The sequence below is a fragment of the Pseudomonas sp. zbq_18 genome (assembly GCF_043102245.1).
In the GTDB taxonomy this organism is placed as follows: Bacteria; Pseudomonadota; Gammaproteobacteria; order Pseudomonadales; family Pseudomonadaceae; genus Aquipseudomonas.
Map to the genome: position 1 here is coordinate 228,733 of NZ_JBICIT010000009.1, position 16,744 is coordinate 245,476.

The 16,744-nt window shown below is 62.1% G+C and carries 14 protein-coding genes; 1 reads left to right on the forward strand and 13 read right to left on the reverse strand.

Features of this window, described 5'->3' with window-relative positions:
• Positions 1-67: 67 nt before the first annotated feature.
• The gene (gene msbA / locus ACF8C6_RS08500; protein ID WP_392498870.1) at positions 68-1,903 is read right to left on the reverse strand and encodes a lipid A export permease/ATP-binding protein MsbA; all 1,836 of its coding nucleotides are present in this window, start codon (positions 1,901-1,903) and stop codon (positions 68-70) included.
• A gap of 110 nt (positions 1,904-2,013) precedes the next feature.
• On the opposite strand from msbA, the gene ACF8C6_RS08505 reads away from it, so the two are divergent.
• Positions 2,014-2,619: a toluene tolerance protein gene (locus tag ACF8C6_RS08505; RefSeq protein WP_392498871.1), complete on the forward strand. Its 606-nt coding sequence runs from the start codon at positions 2,014-2,016 to the stop codon at positions 2,617-2,619.
• Between the two features lie 83 nt (positions 2,620-2,702).
• Here the strand turns inward: ACF8C6_RS08505 and ACF8C6_RS08510 are convergent, their stop codons facing one another.
• The 12 genes from ACF8C6_RS08510 to waaF form a co-directional block, all read right to left on the reverse strand.
• Positions 2,703-3,833, reverse strand: coding sequence for an O-antigen ligase family protein (locus tag ACF8C6_RS08510; protein ID WP_392498911.1), 1,131 nt, complete (start codon positions 3,831-3,833; stop codon positions 2,703-2,705).
• Positions 3,834-3,888: 55 nt separating this feature from the next.
• Entirely contained in the window at positions 3,889-4,998 is a 1,110-nt protein-coding gene (locus ACF8C6_RS08515) for a capsular biosynthesis protein (RefSeq protein WP_392498872.1), read from the reverse strand.
• Between the two features lie 372 nt (positions 4,999-5,370).
• A complete protein-coding gene (locus tag ACF8C6_RS08520; protein WP_392498873.1) occupies positions 5,371-6,621 on the reverse strand; it encodes a capsule biosynthesis protein in 1,251 nt (416 codons plus the stop codon).
• Positions 6,611-7,756, reverse strand: a complete 1,146-nt coding sequence (locus ACF8C6_RS08525; protein WP_392498874.1) for a glycosyltransferase — start codon at positions 7,754-7,756, stop codon at positions 6,611-6,613. Before ACF8C6_RS08525 ends, ACF8C6_RS08520 begins: the two co-directional genes overlap by 11 nt.
• A complete protein-coding gene (locus ACF8C6_RS08530) occupies positions 7,743-9,497 on the reverse strand; it encodes a carbamoyltransferase (protein WP_392498875.1) in 1,755 nt (584 codons plus the stop codon). The genes ACF8C6_RS08525 and ACF8C6_RS08530 overlap by 14 nt, the downstream gene beginning before the upstream one ends.
• Positions 9,498-9,637: 140 nt before the next feature.
• Positions 9,638-11,059, reverse strand: a complete 1,422-nt coding sequence (locus ACF8C6_RS08535) for a lipopolysaccharide kinase InaA family protein (protein ID WP_392498876.1) — start codon at positions 11,057-11,059, stop codon at positions 9,638-9,640.
• The gene (locus ACF8C6_RS08540; protein ID WP_392498877.1) at positions 11,059-11,802 is read right to left on the reverse strand and encodes a lipopolysaccharide kinase InaA family protein; all 744 of its coding nucleotides are present in this window, start codon (positions 11,800-11,802) and stop codon (positions 11,059-11,061) included. The genes ACF8C6_RS08535 and ACF8C6_RS08540 overlap by 1 nt, the downstream gene beginning before the upstream one ends.
• Positions 11,799-12,536, reverse strand: a complete 738-nt coding sequence (locus ACF8C6_RS08545) for a lipopolysaccharide kinase InaA family protein (protein ID WP_392498878.1) — start codon at positions 12,534-12,536, stop codon at positions 11,799-11,801. The genes ACF8C6_RS08540 and ACF8C6_RS08545 overlap by 4 nt, the downstream gene beginning before the upstream one ends.
• Positions 12,533-13,348, reverse strand: coding sequence for a lipopolysaccharide core heptose(I) kinase RfaP (gene rfaP, locus ACF8C6_RS08550; protein ID WP_392498879.1), 816 nt, complete (start codon positions 13,346-13,348; stop codon positions 12,533-12,535). The genes ACF8C6_RS08545 and rfaP overlap by 4 nt, the downstream gene beginning before the upstream one ends.
• The gene (locus ACF8C6_RS08555; protein ID WP_392498880.1) at positions 13,345-14,466 is read right to left on the reverse strand and encodes a glycosyltransferase family 4 protein; all 1,122 of its coding nucleotides are present in this window, start codon (positions 14,464-14,466) and stop codon (positions 13,345-13,347) included. The genes rfaP and ACF8C6_RS08555 overlap by 4 nt, the downstream gene beginning before the upstream one ends.
• A 121-nt stretch (positions 14,467-14,587) precedes the next feature.
• Complete coding sequence (gene waaC, locus ACF8C6_RS08560) at positions 14,588-15,592, reverse strand: lipopolysaccharide heptosyltransferase I (RefSeq protein WP_392498881.1); 1,005 nt, start codon at positions 15,590-15,592, stop codon at positions 14,588-14,590.
• Positions 15,593-15,594: 2 nt separating this feature from the next.
• Positions 15,595-16,629 (reverse strand): lipopolysaccharide heptosyltransferase II, encoded by a 1,035-nt coding sequence (gene waaF, locus ACF8C6_RS08565; protein WP_392498882.1) that lies wholly within the window; start codon positions 16,627-16,629, stop codon positions 15,595-15,597.
• Between the last annotated feature and the right edge of the window lie 115 nt (positions 16,630-16,744).

Below are 16,744 nucleotides of genomic sequence, written 5' to 3' on the forward strand. Positions count from 1 at the left end.
GGCAGCGGAAAAACGGCGGCAATGATAACACAGCAGCCCACCCGCCCCAGGCAGGCGGGCTGCCCGATCAGGCCTCCTGCTCAGTCGGCGATGCCTCGTCGGCATCCTCGAACTGCTTGGCATGCAGACGCGCGTAGTAACCATTCAACGCCAGCAAATCGGCATGACTGCCGCGCTCGACGATCTCCCCCTGGTCCATCACCAGGATCTGGTCGGCCTTTTCGATGGTGCTCAGACGGTGGGCAATGACCAGCGTGGTGCGTCCTTTCATCACTTCGTCCAAAGCGGCCTGAATGTGTCGCTCCGACTCGGTATCCAGGGCCGAGGTCGCCTCGTCGAGAATCAGCAACGGTGCATTCTTGAGCAGCGCCCGGGCAATGGCCAGACGCTGGCGCTGCCCGCCGGACAGCAGCACACCGTTCTCGCCGACCAGCGTGTCGAAGCCCTGCGGCAGCTTGTCGATGAACTCCGCTGCGTAGGCGGCTTCGGCCGCCTGGCGCACCTGTTCGAAGGGCGCGCCAGCAAGATCGCCGTAGGCAATGTTGTTGGTCACACTGTCGTTGAACAGGGTGACGTGTTGGGTAACCAGGGCGATATGTTGGCGCAGGTTGCGCAGGGTGAAATCCTCGACATCCAGGTCGTCCAGCAGAATCTGCCCATGCTCGTGGTGGTAGAAGCGCGGAATCAGGCTGGCCAGGGTCGATTTGCCACTGCCGGAACGCCCCACCAGGGCGATCATCTGCCCAGGCTCGGCGACGAAGGAAATATCCCTCAGTACCGGCTTCTCGGCCCCAGGATACTGGAAGCTCAGGTTGCGCACCTCCAGACGACCACTGACCCGCTCACGCTCCTGCGTGCCACGATCGATCTCGGGAGCCTCATCCAACTGCTCGAAGATACTTTCCGCGCCGGCTACACCCTTCTGAATGGTCGAGCTGACTTCGGAAAGCTGGCGAATTGGCTTGGGCAACAGTCCCGCCAGAGTGATGTAGGCCACCAGATCGCCGGTAGTGGCATCGCCGCGCAGCAGTAACACCAGAAACATCAGCACGGCCATGGCGCTGTAGATCACCAGTTGCAGGCTGGGTGTATACACAGCGCTGGTCTTGACCATGCGCAGCTGTTTGGCCTTGTTATCATCGGCCGCCTTGAAAAAACGCTGACGCTCGTAGGCCTCACCACCAAAGCTGCGCACCACCCGGTAGCCCTGGATGGTTTCCGAGGCCACATGGGTCACATCCCCCATGGCCACCTGGATCTTCTTGCTCTGCTTGCGGAATTTCTTGCTGGCACTGCTCACCATCAAACCGATCACCGGCAGAATCGCCAGCATGACCATGGTCAGTTTCCAGTTCATCCACAGCAGGCTGGTGAAAAGAAACAACACAGTCATGCCTTCACGTACTACCACCTTGATCGCATCGGTGGCAGCACCGGTGACCATGGTGACGTTGTAGGTGATTCGGGAAATCAGGTGCCCCGAGTTATGGCTGTCGAAATAGCGGTTGGGTAGGGTGAGTAAGTTGTTGAACAGGGCGATGCGCAAATCCTGAACCAAGCCCATGGAGACCTTTGCCAAGTAGAAGTTGCCCAAAAAAGAACCAATACCTTGCCACAAGGCGATTACCACTATCAGCAACGGTACGGCCTGCAGGAGTGGCAAATTAGCCACCCAGGGCGCATATTCGAGCAGCCAAGGTACTTCGGCAAACAGCCCGGCCTCAGGGTTATTCAGACCATCGACGAAGAACTTAAGCATGTACCCCAGCATCGGCTGGGTCGAAGCGAAAATCAGGAACCCTAGAATACTGATGGCGAAAAGCCCCCAGTAAGGCACCACGTATTTCAGCAAACGCAGATAAACCTTGAGGCTTGAAGGGGCAGCGGTATTCTGTTTGCTCATGAGGACATCACTGGTTCAAAGGTGGCGCGAGTCTACCATAGAGGCTATCGGCGCTTAGCCAAGGCACTGCCGAGTCGGCTATGATTCACCCTTTTGCACCGAGCCGCCGCATGCAGACGCTAGACCTTGCGAGTTACCAGACCCTGCGCAGTGGCGCCACAGTGCTTGAAGCCGACGGCCATGGCGACAAGGTGCTGCAGTTGCCGGACGGCAGATTTCTCAAGCTGTTTCGCCGCAAACGTTTGATCAGCTCCGCAGCGCTCTACCCCTATGCCCAGCGCTTCAGCGACAACATCACAGCGCTACAGCAACGCGGTATCCCCTGCCCCGAGGTCGAAGCAATCTTCCGAATACCCGCCATTGAACGTGACGCTGTACTCTATCGCCCACTGCCCGGCCACACACTGCGCCAGGTACTGAAGGCCAGCCAGCCTGACATCAATGGACTAGACGCGAAACTGGCAACCTTCGTTGCCCACCTGCACAACAACGGCGTGTACTTCCGCTCACTGCACCTCGGCAATATCCTCCTTACCGACCGTGGCGAACTAGGATTGATTGATGTCGCCGACATGCAGTGCCAGAAGCGCCCGTTAAATGTCTGGAAGCGCAAACGCAACTTCAAGCATCTGCTGCGTTACACCAAAGATCAGCAACTGCTTGAGCAGTATCTTGGCTTGGACAACCTCAAGCGCTTATATCAACTGGCACTTTGATAAAGCGTACTCAGGCAATGAGCACAGATGATTCACAGCCTCAGCCGAGCTCATTCTCGATGCATCGGTTAGACCCCGCCAGCTCAATGAAGACCATCGATAACCCCTGACTCAGGATCGCGCTCTGAAGTACGCGCTGCCAACACCAGACTAAGTGCGATGGGCAGCCAGGTGATCAACCAGTCTGCATTGGGCTTAAACCACAGCCCGATGCCATCGGTCAGCAGAGCAACGGTGGAAAAGGCCCACAGCCCCAGCAGGGCGAATCCCAGCCGAGAGTATCGATTACGCCAGGCACGCAAGAGCACACAGCCCCATAAAGCAACGAAAAGCGCCAATCCAACAATGCCCCAGCGGATCCCAAGATCGAGATAGATGTTATGCGGATGCCTGTAGGTCTTCCCTTGCGACTCAACGAGAATGCTGTAGTCATTGAAGCCAAGGCCAAACTTCCAATGCTCTGCAAAGATCACAAGCCCTTTGTGCAACAGCTCCGGGCGGTGTGAAAGTCCGCGCTGTGCCAAGAACTCGGGCATACATAGCGCTAGTACCAATACTCCTAGGGTGCCCAGCACCAAAGCAGCAACACCCATGCGAGAGGGACGAGCCATCACACAGACCAGAAAGGCCGCCAATAAGGCGATCCATACACCGCGCGTCTGACTGAAAAGCAGGAAAACTGCCAGTCCTCCCCCCACCAAAGGAAGAAGCAGATAGCGCCAGCCACCCTTCCAATGAAAACCCAGCAAACATCCGAGCACGGCCAGCGCGCCTACAGCGTGAGCCGCCATAATAATGGTGTCCCACAGACCAATCGCCGCTACACGACTACTGGCCGGATGATCGTTCAGCACATAGAAATCGATGACTGACCACAAAGCAAAGGGTCCCGCAACCAGCGCGGCTATCCGCAGCTGCCACTCAATCGAGTAATGCCGTTGCTGCGCAGCAGCCAGCACACCTAGCAGCGACAGAAGCACATAGAAAGGGAGTTTGGCATCCCTCAACCCATCTACCCCGTCCTGCACAGCAATGACTAGCAGGGTCCAAGCCGACAGAAGGACAAATAGAATCAGCTCTGGCTGCGGCAACAGGCGCCTAAACTGTACGCAACCCAACGCAAGTAAACCCGGAAGCCAGAGCAAGAGGATTAGTCCCTGATGGTAGAGCTTGTTGCTGGGAAAAACCCAGGGTGCACAAAGCAACACCAGCACACCGACCAAGGCCCAACTCGCCAGGACGTCTAGGCGTGGATACGCGACTCTCATCTCAACACCTTGCCATCAACATACGCTGCGCGACCCGCTGTAGTTGGGCAGCATCGGCATCGCGCCAGCTTCCCTGGATGCAATACTCGGCCGCCAGATAGCGTAGAAACCCTTCGCGCACCTCCGGCTCCAGCTCCCACTCCGGAAAACACCGCGCCAGCGCCAATAACTCACTGACGGAGTCAGCATGTGCCACCAGACCCGGTATATTGAAAAAAGCCTGCCCCAGTGTGAGCACCGGCTTACCCAGCAGCAAGCTCTCGAGCCCGACAGTCGAGTTGATGGTAACGACATAATCGCTGGACTCGATTAGCTCCTGAGTAGCATTGCCGTTGGCAAACAGAAGTCGCTCATGCACCTGTTCGTGCAAGTCTGGATAACGCTCTCGACTTGAAGGGTGCTCCTTGAACACCACGGTCAAACTGCATTCCTCAACCAACATTTTGCCCAAGGCGAACAGCTGACGCATGTCAGCTATCCAGGGGGAGTACAGACGAATTTGAGTGTCGCGGTCATCCTGAAACGGGATGAAGACATAATGAGGCGGCAACTGAACCGGCTCCGCCCCTTGACCTCTTGACTTGCGCGGCACCAGTTCGAGACGCGCTTCGGCAGCGCCCTCGTCGGCCTGATATGCACGATAGAAAGCAGCATCCCGTGGGACAGAATTGCGGTAATTGACCCCCATGGGATCCAGCGTCGTAGTATCCGGGAGCAAGCCATTCTCGAAGAAGAAGGTGCCGCAACGCTCAGGCCGCAGGGCCAGTAATAGCTGACAATAGCGATGAGAGCCATTCCACATGGCCAGATTGACAGGTTGCTCCCTGCACAGAAGGGCTTCGACTCGAAGCGCCACCCAGGCAAGCTCAAGGCGCAGCAACATGCGGTAGACAACCCCTGCATACTTGCGCTTAACCCTACGCTCCTGGCACTTTTCCTCGATCAAACCACGCCAATCTATGCGAGCGATAATTGCAGGCAAGCGCCACAGGCGCGGCCAGGGCAACTGCCCGGGCTCAACGACTTTACCCTGTAAATCCGTCTCATCGAGCAGGCGTTTGAAGTAGATACTCTGATGCTTGGCCAGAGCGAAAAATAGAAATTGGGTCATTCGTCAATCCAGCTAGAGGCGTTGAGCATCGAATCAGGCATGTCGCGTACGCACAGCTTGGGCGATATGACTGAACATGTGGCGAGCGCGAGAGGCGCTATCCACCATACAGAAGGGCGGGAGCTCAATCAGTATCCACGCGGAAGCAGCATCATGGTGCCCCCTCTCGCCACTGATGAGGCACATATCGGGTTTAGCGGCCCCGCACTTGCGCGCCTCGGCGCGAAGCCAGCCATGCCACATAGGACAGGCCTTGAGGATGCGAATACCCATCTCATATGCCAAGACACAGATCAGCCTGACGACAATCCGGTAACCATGATGTTTGTTCCGGAAGGTATCGTTGAATACGTTTGCTCGGAGCATCTACTTCTACTCGACTGTCGACTCCAGCATCTGGGAGTGAACAGGCAAGGCCTTCCGATCCAGCAATGCGGTCAATGCCTCAAGGTTCCTGGCTAAACCAGCACAACCATGGGTCAAATGGTACTCGGCAAAAGCGTGCCCCTGTTGCAATGCAACCTCATACTCGCGCTCAACCGAGGCGATACGGGCCTGTAGGGCGTCTACCGAAGTGATACAAGGCCCGAAGAAACGCTCCTGTGAAAAGATATCTCGCTCGCCACTGGCATTGACATAGATCACCGGGCGCCGGGCCAGCGCAGCTTCGATCACCGCATTAGACATGATGTTAACCACCACCGACGCAGCTTGGAGGGCCTCCGCCAATCCACACTCTCGAGGTAAAACACGCAGGTTATCGAGCAATGGTGCAGTTTCCTGCCAGAACAGCACCCGGCTGCGCGGATGCGGCTTTACCAGCACCTGATACTCAGGATGCTGCACGGCCCAATCACGAAGCAGTGCATAGGTAGCCTGGTAGCCAGACTGTTTTTCCTTGTCCGGACCGACCCCCAAGATCAGCAATACTCGCCGCGCTGACTCCGCCGGAAGCAAGTCGTAGGTCTGATCGATCATGTGCGAGCCCGCCAGCACCGCCTGCGAGCTGCCGAATCGCAGTTCGCGGGCCTGCAGAGCCTCCAGTGAGCTCTGACCGAACAGAAAGTAGTAGTCGTAGTCATTCATCCCCAGGCGCCGCGACCCTTCGACGGTCGTGGCGTGAGCCAGATGCACGAGCAGCCCCTGGCGGGCATTCAGCGCAAGACGCAGAAACGGCGCGAACAGGCTACCGTTGCGGTCGTTCAGCAGTATGCACGGGCGATAATGCTCCACCAGCCACTCGGCGTGCGCAGCAAAAGCGAAATAGCGCGTCGGTACAGGATGGGGTGGAAGCTTGAGCATTCGTTCACGCAGAATCAGCGACGAATCCTGCAGAGCTATTTCCACCAAGTTAAAACCACCCGAGACCAATGCGTCTTTGAGCAGTTTCTTGCGCTGCAAAGGGATGACTTTGGGCATCGACTGCAGCAACAGAAAGTCACACGCCTGTACCGAATTTGCATCGGAAAGGCGCCTGCGTGCTCGCACACCAAGCCACCAATCCTCACAGGCCTCACGCAAGAAGCGCAAGCCGCTTCCCAGCAGACCGTAACGCTCGCGCAGTAAGAGCCAACGATAACGATCCAGAGCACGCGCCCTAGTCAACCAAGGATTAGTGGACATCGACATGTTCCAAGTTGACCAGCAGTGGCAGTGACCAGAACTGACGACACGCCGCCTGATCAGAAAACTCAGACTCGAGTTTCATCAGCATATCCTGGCGCTGCATGGGCAGCCTTTCGGTGGCTACCTGCTGTAGAAGAACAGTTGCCAACGCCGAAGCGTTGCCCAAAGGAAACAACTGCCCTGCGGCAGCTGCGACCTCACGCCCCCCACCGCAGTCTGTAGCAATCAGCGGCACCCCGGCCGCCATCGCCTCCAGCAGTACCATGCCGAACGGCTCGTGGTCGGAACTCAGTGCGAACACATCGAAGGCTTTGAAATAGCGGCGCCCGTGGGCAACCTGGCCGAGAAAGCGTACCGACTCGGCCACGCCGAGTTCGGCCGCCAGGGCCTTGAGCGAATGCTCCAGGCGGCCGCTGCCCATGATCGCCAGCAGGCTGCCGGCAGGCAGCTGCGGCAGGGCCAGGGCGAAGCCGCGGATCAGGGTGGCCTGGTCCTTATCCGGATGCAGGCGGCCGACGTTGCCGACCACCCAGGCGTCCTGCGGCAGCCCGAGGTGGGCGCGGGCCTCCTCACGGGAAACCTGTTCGGCCTGCACGGCCTCAATGTCGATGCGGTTGTACAGCGTCTCGATGCGCTCGTCCGGCCAGCCACGCAGAGCCCGGCGAATCTCGTCGCGCACGGCGTTGGACACCCCGAGCAGCAGCAAACGCTCACGGAAACGGTTGATGAACAGGCGGCGACTCAGACGACCATAGACGCCGAACGCGTGGTGCACGCCGATCACCGGCAGCGCTGTGCCCAGCAGCGCCACGTAGATCGGCTTGAAGCGATGGGCGATGCACAGGGCAAAATCACGCGTGGCCGCGATACGGCGGATGTCGCGGATCGCCTTGAGCTTCAGACCACTGACGTCCTTGCTGCGGTAGTCGAGAAAGATCACCTCGTCCGAGGCCGAGCCCTGCTCCACTTCGGCGCTCGGCGCGCCCGTCAGGTAGACGGTGCAGACCTTATAGCGCGTGCCTTGGAACAGCACGGCGTACTGCCGCGCGCAGTCCAGGAAGGGCCCGTCGTAGCCATGACAGAACTGCAGAACCCAGTGCTGCCCGGCAGCCTCTGCGTTAGACGTGGTCATACCAGTCACGGCCGTCCTTGACCACGAGGATGTCTTCCATGATCAGGTACTGCAGGTCAGAGCCGTAGAACATGTTCAGCGCGTCGGTCGGCGAGCAGATCATCGGTTCGCCACGACGGTTGAGCGAGGTGTTCAGCGACACGCCGTTGCCGGTGAGCTTTTCCAGCTCGACCATCAGGTCGTACCAGCGCGGGTTGTACTCACGCTTGAGCACCTGGGCGCGCGAGGTGCCGTCCTCGTGCACCACTTCGCCGACACGGGTCTTCCACTCTTCGTTGACCTCGAAAGTGAAGGTCATGAACGGGCTCGGATGGTCGACCTTGAGCATCTGCGGCGCCACGGTGTCGAGCATCGACGGGCAGAAGGGTCGCCAGCGCTCACGGAACTTGATCTGCTCGTTGATACGGTCGGCGACGCCCGGCACGCTCGGGCAGCCAATGATCGAACGACCACCGAGCGCGCGAGGCCCGAACTCCATGCGCCCCTGGAACCAGGCCACGGGATTGGCGTCGACCATGATCTTGGCGATGCGCTGCGCGGTGTTGTCGATGCGCTTGAACACCGGTTTGTTCGGGTGTTTGGCGCAGGCGGCGATGATTTCTTCGTTGGAATAGGACGGGCCGAGGTAAACGTGCTCCATCTTCTCCACCGGCACGCCGCGCTGGTGCGAAACGTAGGCGGCAGCGCCGACCGAGGTACCGGCGTCGCCGGAAGCGGGCTGCACGAACAGCTCCTTCACATCGTCGCGGGCGATGATCTTCTGATTCAGCTTGACGTTCAGCGCACAACCGCCGGCGAAGGCGATCTTGCCGGTTTCCTTGAGAATGTCGCCGAGGTAGTACTCCATCATCTCCAGCGCCAGCTTCTCGAAGAGTGCCTGCATGCTGGCGGCATAGTGGATGTAAGGGTCGTCGGCGATGTCGCCCTGGCGCTTCGGGCCCAGCCACTCGATCAGCTTGGGCGAGAAGTAGTAGCCCTTGCCGTTTTCCTTGTAACGACGGAAACCGATCACGTTGGCGTAGTCGGTATTGATGATCAGCTCGCCGTTCTCGAACTTGGCCAGGCGCGAGAAGTCGTACTTGGCCGCATCGCCGTACGGCGCCATGCCCATGACCTTGAACTCGCCATCGAGCATCTCGAAGCCGAGGAACTCGGTGATCGCGCCGTACAGGCCGCCGAGCGAATCCGGATCGTAGAACTCCTTGATCTTGTGGATCTTGCCGTTCTCGCCGTAGCCGAAGAAGGTGGTGGCGTACTCGCCCTTGCCGTCGATGCCGAGGATCGCGGTCTTCTCGGTGAAGCCCGAACAGTGATAGGCGCTGGCAGCGTGGGCCAGGTGGTGCTCGACCGGCTCGATCTTGACCTTCTTCAGGTCGAAGCCCAGTTGCTCCAGGCACCACTGGATCTTCTTGTGGTAGCGCTTGTAGCGGCGATTGCCCATCAGGATCGCGTCGAGGGAGCGATCCGGCGCGTACCAGTAGCGCTTGGCGTAGTGCCAGCGGGCCTTGCCAAACAGGCTGATGGGGGCGAAGGGAATCGCCACCACGTCGACGTCGGACGGTTTGATCCCGGCCTGTTCCAGGCAGAACTTGGCGGATTCGTAGGGCATGCGGTTCTTCGCGTGCTTGTCGCGCACGAAGCGCTCCTCTTCGACCGCAGCGATCAACTTGCCGTCGATGTACAGGGCGGCGGACGGGTCATGGCTGAGCGCGCCGGACAGGCCGAGAATGGTCAATGCCACGGAAAAGCCTCTTGCTGCTACGGGCGGCCGAGCCGCCACGGAAAGTGGAAGGCGAGCCACGGCTCGCCCAAACAAAGCCAGGGATTATAGCCGCAGCGCCGGGCCGAGGGTATCGCCGACTGCTGACCGAGCGGTCGTTGTCATAGACGCGGCAGACGCTGGTCCAGCAGGCGATGGAGCGCCGAGTCCTGCGGCCAGTTGCGCAGGAAGCGGGCACGGTCCCGAGCGAAGGCCGGCGCGAACGAGGCCTGACTGCGGTGCTGGCGCATGGCGTCGAGGTCGATCAGGCTCCAGCGGCCGCCCTCCCAGAACAGGTTGGTGCCCTTGCAGTCACCATGGCTGATACGCTCGCGAAGCAGCGCCGCGAACAGCCGATCCAGCGCCTGCAGCTCCTCTTCCGGCGGCGCGCTGTCGAGATAAGGGGCGAAGCGCGTCAGCAGATCCTCGCCCGCGCAATGCTCGGTCAGCAGCCAGGCCCGGCTGCGCAGCCAGCACCAGCGCTGCTCGCGCACCGCCAGCGGGCGCGGCGTGGCGATCCCCAGCAGTTCCAGGCGATGGCCCTCTACCCAGCTGTGCCACGCCCGGCTCGGCCGCCAGAAGCGTTTGAGCCAGTGGCCCCAGCCCTTGATGTTGTAGCGTTTGAGCACCAGCGCGCGATTGCCCGACTGCACCAGCGCCACGGTGGCGCTGCCGCCATCCTTGAGCAGGCGACCGGCCGCGATGGCGGCATCCGGGTCGTCCAGCAGCGGCGCCAGCTCGGCTTGCTGGGCACGCCGCACCACCCGCAGCCCGAAGGCGCCGACGCGCGCCGCAAACAGGCTGCAATCGCGCCCGACCTTCTTCAGGTAGTCGCGCAGGCGCCACTGGCGCACCTTGGCGATTTCCTTGAGCAGCGCCTCCAGCGGCAGTGCATGCTCGCCGTTGGCCAGCAGATAATGGATCAGCAACTCTTCGAGATAGGGCTCCAACTCGGCCGGCAACTGGGCGAAAAATACCCCGAGGTTCTCCAGCACACGCTGGCGCGATAGCGGCTGACCGGGCGTCTCGGACTGCACGCCGCCGCCATCGATCAGATAGAGCCGGCCCTGCTGGCGCAGCAGATTGTCCAGATGCAGATCGGATTGCCACAGGCCGCGGGCATGCATGCCGGCGATGGCGCTCAAAGCCTCGGCCAGCACCGCCTGCTGCCCTTCGGACAGAAGAGCTTCGCGCTCGACCAAGCACCAGGCGTCCCACAAGCTTTCCGCGGCGTCGAGGTAGTCGAACAGCAGCCAGCCGCCCTGCCCCTCGACGAAGCCATCGGCCAGCAGAGCTGGCGTGATCAGTCCCTGATCGGCCAATAGGCGCGCGCCTTGCAGTTCGCGCCGGTAGTGACGCTCGGCACGGCCGCCGACCAGCAGCTTGGCCAGCACAGGGCGGCCACGCCAATGTGCCAGGCCGACATAACGTTGCCCCGGCAACACCCGCAGCAGGCGCTGCAAGGCCAAAGGCTCACCGGCCAACTCCAGCGTCTGTGGCAGGTTGGGCTCACGTCCGCTCTGCGCCAGCTGTGCCAACTGCATCAACGCGCCCCCTTACGTCGACGCCGTGCGCCGAGCCGCTCATACCAGCCCTCGACTCCCCCGGCTTGCCCAAGGTAGGCAGCCAACAGCTGGCGCACATCCGCCTCACTCCAGACATTGGCTCGGCGCAGCAACGGCTCCAGGTCCCTGATGCGGTCGCGCGCACCAAAGAACAGAGGGCGAGTCTTCTCCAGATCGATCAGCTGCGCAGCGAAATCATCGCCTTGCTCGCGCAGAAAAATGTGCTTGGGATAGAAGCAGCCATGCACCTGGCCGGCCCCGTGCAGGCGCCGGGCCAGCTCGCCGCAGGCCTTGAGGATCGCCGCGCGCGACGCCTCGTCCAGGCGCGCCCAACCCTGCAGCCAATGCTCGAGGTCCTGCCAGCCATCCAGGGCACGGGTCAGCAGCACGGCCCGCTGCTCGCCGGGCAGCTTGCGCTCGGCGAAGAAGGCCGCCTGCAACGCCGGAATGCCCAACTCGGCATAACGGCGAATATTGCGAAACTCGCAAGCGAAGGTCGGCTCGCCGAAGGGATGGCGCAGGGTACGGGTCAGGTGGTTGCTCTGCCGCTTGAGGTAATAGGCCGCGCCATCCAGCTCCAGGCGATAGACGCTACTCCAGCCACCGCGCTCGGTGTTCGGCTCATCGACCGCCTCCAACTGCAGCGCCCACAGCGCATCGAAATTCGCCAATCCATGGCGTTCAAGGATCGGGCGATCCTCAGCGGCGATAAAGTCGCTCATTCCCTGCCCTCGAAGAATTGCAAAATCTTGTGAATAACGCGCTTGTCCGCGGCGCTCAGGCGCGCGTTGCCGCTGTATTGCTGGTAAAAGCGCAGACGCTGGGTACGCGACAGCTGGTACTTGGCCACCTTGTCCAGACAGGCCAGATCCTTGATGATGCGCCGCCCTAGCAGCGGCCCCCACCAGAAGCCGCCGGAGGGGCAATCGATGAAAAACAGCTCGGCGCGGTCATTGACTAGCAAGTTGCGCCACTTCAGATCATTGTGCGTGAAGTGATGCTCATGCAGCGTCCGCGTGGCTTGGGCTAGCTGGCGACTGACCCGGTCGACCCAGCCACCATCCTTTAGGCGTGCATCACCACGCTTGGCCAGCTGGGCTAGATCCTGAGTGTTCTCTATTTCACGGGTAATCAGCGCACCGCGCACGAACGCCCCCCTGCGCCGCTCCAGGCCATAGCCAACGATCTCAGCCGTCGGCACGCCCCACTTGGCGAAATACTTGAGGTTCTGCCACTCAGCCTTGACCCGCGGCCGTCCGATATAACGCCGCAGCCCCTTGCCGGCGCCCCAGTAGCGCTTGACGTAATAGCGCACGCCCTCGCGCTCGATCAGGATCACCTCGGACAGCGGGTCGCGGGTCAGGCGCTTGCCTTGCAAGGCAAATACCTGCTCCAGGCTGGCCAGTTCCAGCGCCAGCGCCGCCGGCAGATCATCACTCACACGCCAACCGCTCACCCCTGAGCCCCCGGCGCATATTTACGCGCATAGCGCGCCAGCAGCTTGTCGGCCTTGCGCTCCAGCCAGGCCAGCAGCTGCGCCTCGTCACGCAGGATTTCACGCAGCGGTCGCTGGAAATAGGTCTTGAGAAAACGCAGCTTGTCGCGACGGGTCAGGCCGATGTTCAGCGCCGAGAAATACAGCCCGGCCAGATCCTTGTTACGCCAGCGCGGCGGCGTAGCACTGCGTACCTGGGCGCGGTGCAGGTCGATCAGCGATAGACGCAGGTCGCTCGCCGTCACCGGCCTGTCGGTGTGCAGCAGGAAGTGGCAGATATAACAGTCACGATGATTGACCCCGGCGCGGTGCATGGTGCCGGTCATCCGCGCCACCTCCCTGATAAGCGCGCGCTTGAGCTGGGGCTCGGGCGGTTGCTGCAGCCAGTTCAGGCTCAGCTGCTCCAGATCGGTGGTCGGCGCCAGCTCCTCGGTGACGATAAAGGAATGCTGCGCCGCCGGATTACTACCACGCTCGCCGTAGGCCACGGCGGTCATGGTCGGCACCCCTGCCTCGGTCAGGCGCTGGATCGCCGCCCACTCCTGGCCGGCGCCGAGCACCGGCGCCTTGGCGGTGAGCAGGTTCTTGACGATCTCGCCCCAGCCGATGCCGCGATGGATCTTGACGAAGTAACCGCGCCCGTCGACCTCGGTGCGCAGCGTGCGACGTCCTTCCAGTTCACGATAGACCTGGCCCTGCAGGGCCTCGACCGCAGCGAAGGCGTCCTGCCCCGCCCATAGCGACTTGAAGGGTTCGGCGAGCACCAGCTTCATGGGCGCTCCGCCAGAATCACTTCGGCCGCGCGCTGCGGCATGGAATACAGGTCAGCCGAATCAGCAAAGGCCAGCCCATTGGCACTCCACTTGCTACGCGCCGCATCGTCGCCGAGCATCTCGGCCAGCATACGGTTGAGGTCATCTTGGGCGAACGGCGCCGGCACCACCCGCCCGGCATCAGCCTCGGCGATGTAGTGAGCGTAACCACATACCTCGCTGACCAGCACCGGCAGACCGGCGACCACCGCCTCTAACAGTACGGTGCCGGTGTTCTCGTTATAGGCCGGGTGGATCAGCAGGTCGGCGCCGAGCAGGAAGCGCGGAATATCATTGCGGCCCTTGAGGATCTGCACCTGGTCGGACAGGCCCAGCGCCTTGACCTGCAGCAGGAACGGCTTCGGATCATCCTGGCCGATGGCGATCAGGCGGGTGCGCTGCTTCAGTTCGCGCGGCAAGGCGGCCAGCGCCTTGAGGCTGCGATCCAGGCCCTTGGTCTTAAAGCCCGAGCCGATCTGCACCAGCAGCAGGTCGTCGTCGGCCAGCTGGAACTCGCGGCGGAACTCGGCGCGGATCTCGGCCGCATTGGCCGGTGCGCGGCGATCGGCGGCGATGCCCGGCGGCAGCAGATGGAAGCGCGCCTGCGGCGTGTTGTAGTGCTTGATGAACAGCGGCTGCTGCACCTCGGAGATCATCAGGATCTCGGTCTTCGACTCAGGGGCGAACACCGCCCGCTCGTAGTCGGCGAAGTGCTTGTAGCGGCCCCAACGCTTGTAGATCGGCGCGCGCAGGGTCTGCGCCTTGTCCTCGTAGCAGCCATCGGCAGCGTAATAGACGTCGAGGCCCGGCATCTTGTTGAAGCCGACCACGCGATCCACCGGGTCGCGCGCCAGATCCGCCGCCAGCCAGGCGCTGAACTTCTCGTTGCGGTGGTGATTGAAGAACGCCTTGATCGGCGCGACGCGCACGTCGAAGCCGGTCGGCACTTCGCCTTCCCAGATCGGCGTGTACACGCGAATGGCGTGACCGCGCGACTGGCATTCCAGAGCAATGCGCATGAAATCACGCTGCAGGCCGCCGAACGGGAAGTATTTATAAAGAACGAAAGCCAGCTGCATCACAGTGTTTCCGAACAGGTAGGTTGCGGCTGGGCCTGCGCAGCCCAACGCCGGGTTGTGCGAAAAACACTGTTGGGCTGCGCTGCGCTTAGCACCAACCTACGATTGCAATGGCCTGGCATCACACTGCCTCCTGCTGCGCCAGCAGCAAGGCGTTCAGCTCGTCGCCGACACGCTGGGCGTCGAGGCCGTCGAAGCAGGGCTGGTGGCGGTCGCCCTGGCCGGCACCCGGCCCGGTCGCGCACAAATGCACCTGGCCACGACCGTAGGCGCCGACTTTGCCAGGCAGAGTCGGTCCATACAGGGAGATGGTCGGCACGTCGAGCGCCGCGGCCAGATGACCCAGACCGGTATCCACGGCGACGCAGGCAGTGGCGCCGGCGATCACCTTGGCCACGCCCGCCAGATTCAGCTTGGGCAGCACGGCGGCGCCTTCGATGCCGGCAACGATACGCTGGGCGCGCTCGCGCTCGGTCTCGTTACCCCAGGGCAGGCGGATGGCCCAACCCTGCGCCGCCATGCGTTCGGCCAGGGCGCGCCAGTCGGCCTCCGGCCAGTGCTTGCTGGCCCAGGTGGTGCCGTGCAGGAACAACAGGTAGGGCTGGGCGGACGCATCGGCCATGGCCGCGCGATCCAGGCCGTAGTCGCCGACCTGCTGCGGCAGCGGGTAGCCGAGCGCCTGGGCGAACAGCTGGCGGGTACGTTCCAGCGCGTGCTGCTCCTTGGGCACCGCATACAGGCGGTCGTAGAAGCGGCAGGCGAGCGGCTCGCGCGCCGAGTCGCGGTCCAGCCCCGCCACCGGCGCCTTGCTGTAGCGGGTCAGCACCGCACTCTTGAACAGGCCCTGGGCGTCGATAACCAGGTCATAGTCGACCTCACCCAGGCGCTGCTTGAAGCGTTTCCACTCGCCGCTTTTCCAGGTCTGCAGCAGGTGCTTGCGCCAGCGGCGAATGGCCACCGGAATGACCTGCGCCACGGCCGGGTGCCAGGCGGGAATCTCGGCGAAGCCCTCCTCTACCACCCAATCGAACTGGATGCCGGGAATGGCGCGCGCCGCGTCGGTCAACGCCGGCAGGGTGTGGATCACATCGCCCAGGGACGAGGTTTTAATCAGCAGAACCCGCAAAACTATTCGACCTCAATAGGGTCGGCGACCAGACGGTCCAGCGCCTCGATCACCGGGCGCGGCTTGAGCTCGCGCAAACAGTTGTAATGGCCGAAGCGGCAGGTGCGCTCGAAGCAGGGGCTGCACTCCAGGTCCAGACGGACGATTTCCACCTGATCGGCCAGCGGCGGGGTGAACTGCGGCGAGGTGGAACCGTACACCGCCACCAGCGGACGATTCAGCGCGGCCGCCACGTGCATCAGGCCGGAGTCGTTGGAGACCACGGCTCCAGCAACCGACATCAGGTCGATGGCCTCGGCCAGCGAGGTTTCCCCGGCCAGGTTGACGCTTTCCTCGCGCAGCCCCGGGATCAGGCGCTCGCGAATCGCCTCGCAGCCAGGATGGTCGTTCTTCGAGCCGAACATCCACACCTGCCAGCCAGCGCGGATCTTGATCTCGGCGACCTTGGCGTAGTGCTCGACTGGCCAGCGCTTGGCCTCGCCGAACTCGGCGCCGGGGCACAGGGCCAGCACCGGGCGGTCCAAGCTCAGGCCGAACTTGGCCAGCGCGGCAGCGCGGCTGGCCTCGTCAATGACCAGACGAGGCTGCGGATAAGGCTTGGGCAGCTCGGCATCCGGCTCATAGGCCAGCGCCATAAAGCGCTCGATCATCAGCGGCAGGCGCTCCTTATCCAGCGTGCGGATGTCGTTGAGCAGGCCGTAGCGCATCTCGCCCTTCCAGCCGGTGCGCTTGGGCACCTTGGCAAAGAACGGCACCAGCGCGGATTTGAGTGAGTTGGGCAGCAGGATCGCCTGGTCATACTGACCGGCCAGCGACTTGCCGATCTTGCGCCGGGTGGCGATGTCCAGCACGCCATGACCGAGCGGAAAGCTCAGCGCGGCGCGCACTTCCGGCATGCGTTCGAGGATCGGCCGGCTCCACTCGGGCGCCAGCACGTCGATCTCGCAGCCGGGATGGCGCTGCTTGAGGCAGACGAACAGGGTCTGCGCCATCACCATGTCACCGACCCAGCTGGGACCTACGATAAGTATTTTCATAAACCGCACATTCGGTAGGTTGGGTTGAGCGCAGCGAAGCCCAACGTCGGGCTCGGCAGCGCATCGAATATCACTCGTTGGGCTTCGGCGCTTCGCGCCTCAACCTGCGCGGCCC

Bases quoted from the DNA above. Each gene is read 5' to 3' on its own strand.
- msbA (WP_392498870.1), bottom strand. From the start codon at position 1,903: ATGAGCAAACAGAATACCGCTGCCCCTTCAAGCCTCAAGGTTTATCTG.
- ACF8C6_RS08505 (WP_392498871.1), top strand. From the start codon at position 2,014: ATGCAGACGCTAGACCTTGCGAGTTACCAGACCCTGCGCAGTGGCGCC.
- ACF8C6_RS08515 (WP_392498872.1), bottom strand. From the start codon at position 4,998: ATGACCCAATTTCTATTTTTCGCTCTGGCCAAGCATCAGAGTATCTAC.
- ACF8C6_RS08520 (WP_392498873.1), bottom strand. From the start codon at position 6,621: ATGTCCACTAATCCTTGGTTGACTAGGGCGCGTGCTCTGGATCGTTAT.
- ACF8C6_RS08525 (WP_392498874.1), bottom strand. From the start codon at position 7,756: ATGACCACGTCTAACGCAGAGGCTGCCGGGCAGCACTGGGTTCTGCAG.
- ACF8C6_RS08535 (WP_392498876.1), bottom strand. From the start codon at position 11,059: ATGCAGTTGGCACAGCTGGCGCAGAGCGGACGTGAGCCCAACCTGCCA.
- ACF8C6_RS08540 (WP_392498877.1), bottom strand. From the start codon at position 11,802: ATGAGCGACTTTATCGCCGCTGAGGATCGCCCGATCCTTGAACGCCAT.
- rfaP (WP_392498879.1), bottom strand. From the start codon at position 13,348: ATGAAGCTGGTGCTCGCCGAACCCTTCAAGTCGCTATGGGCGGGGCAG.
- ACF8C6_RS08555 (WP_392498880.1), bottom strand. From the start codon at position 14,466: ATGCAGCTGGCTTTCGTTCTTTATAAATACTTCCCGTTCGGCGGCCTG.
- waaF (WP_392498882.1), bottom strand. From the start codon at position 16,629: ATGAAAATACTTATCGTAGGTCCCAGCTGGGTCGGTGACATGGTGATG.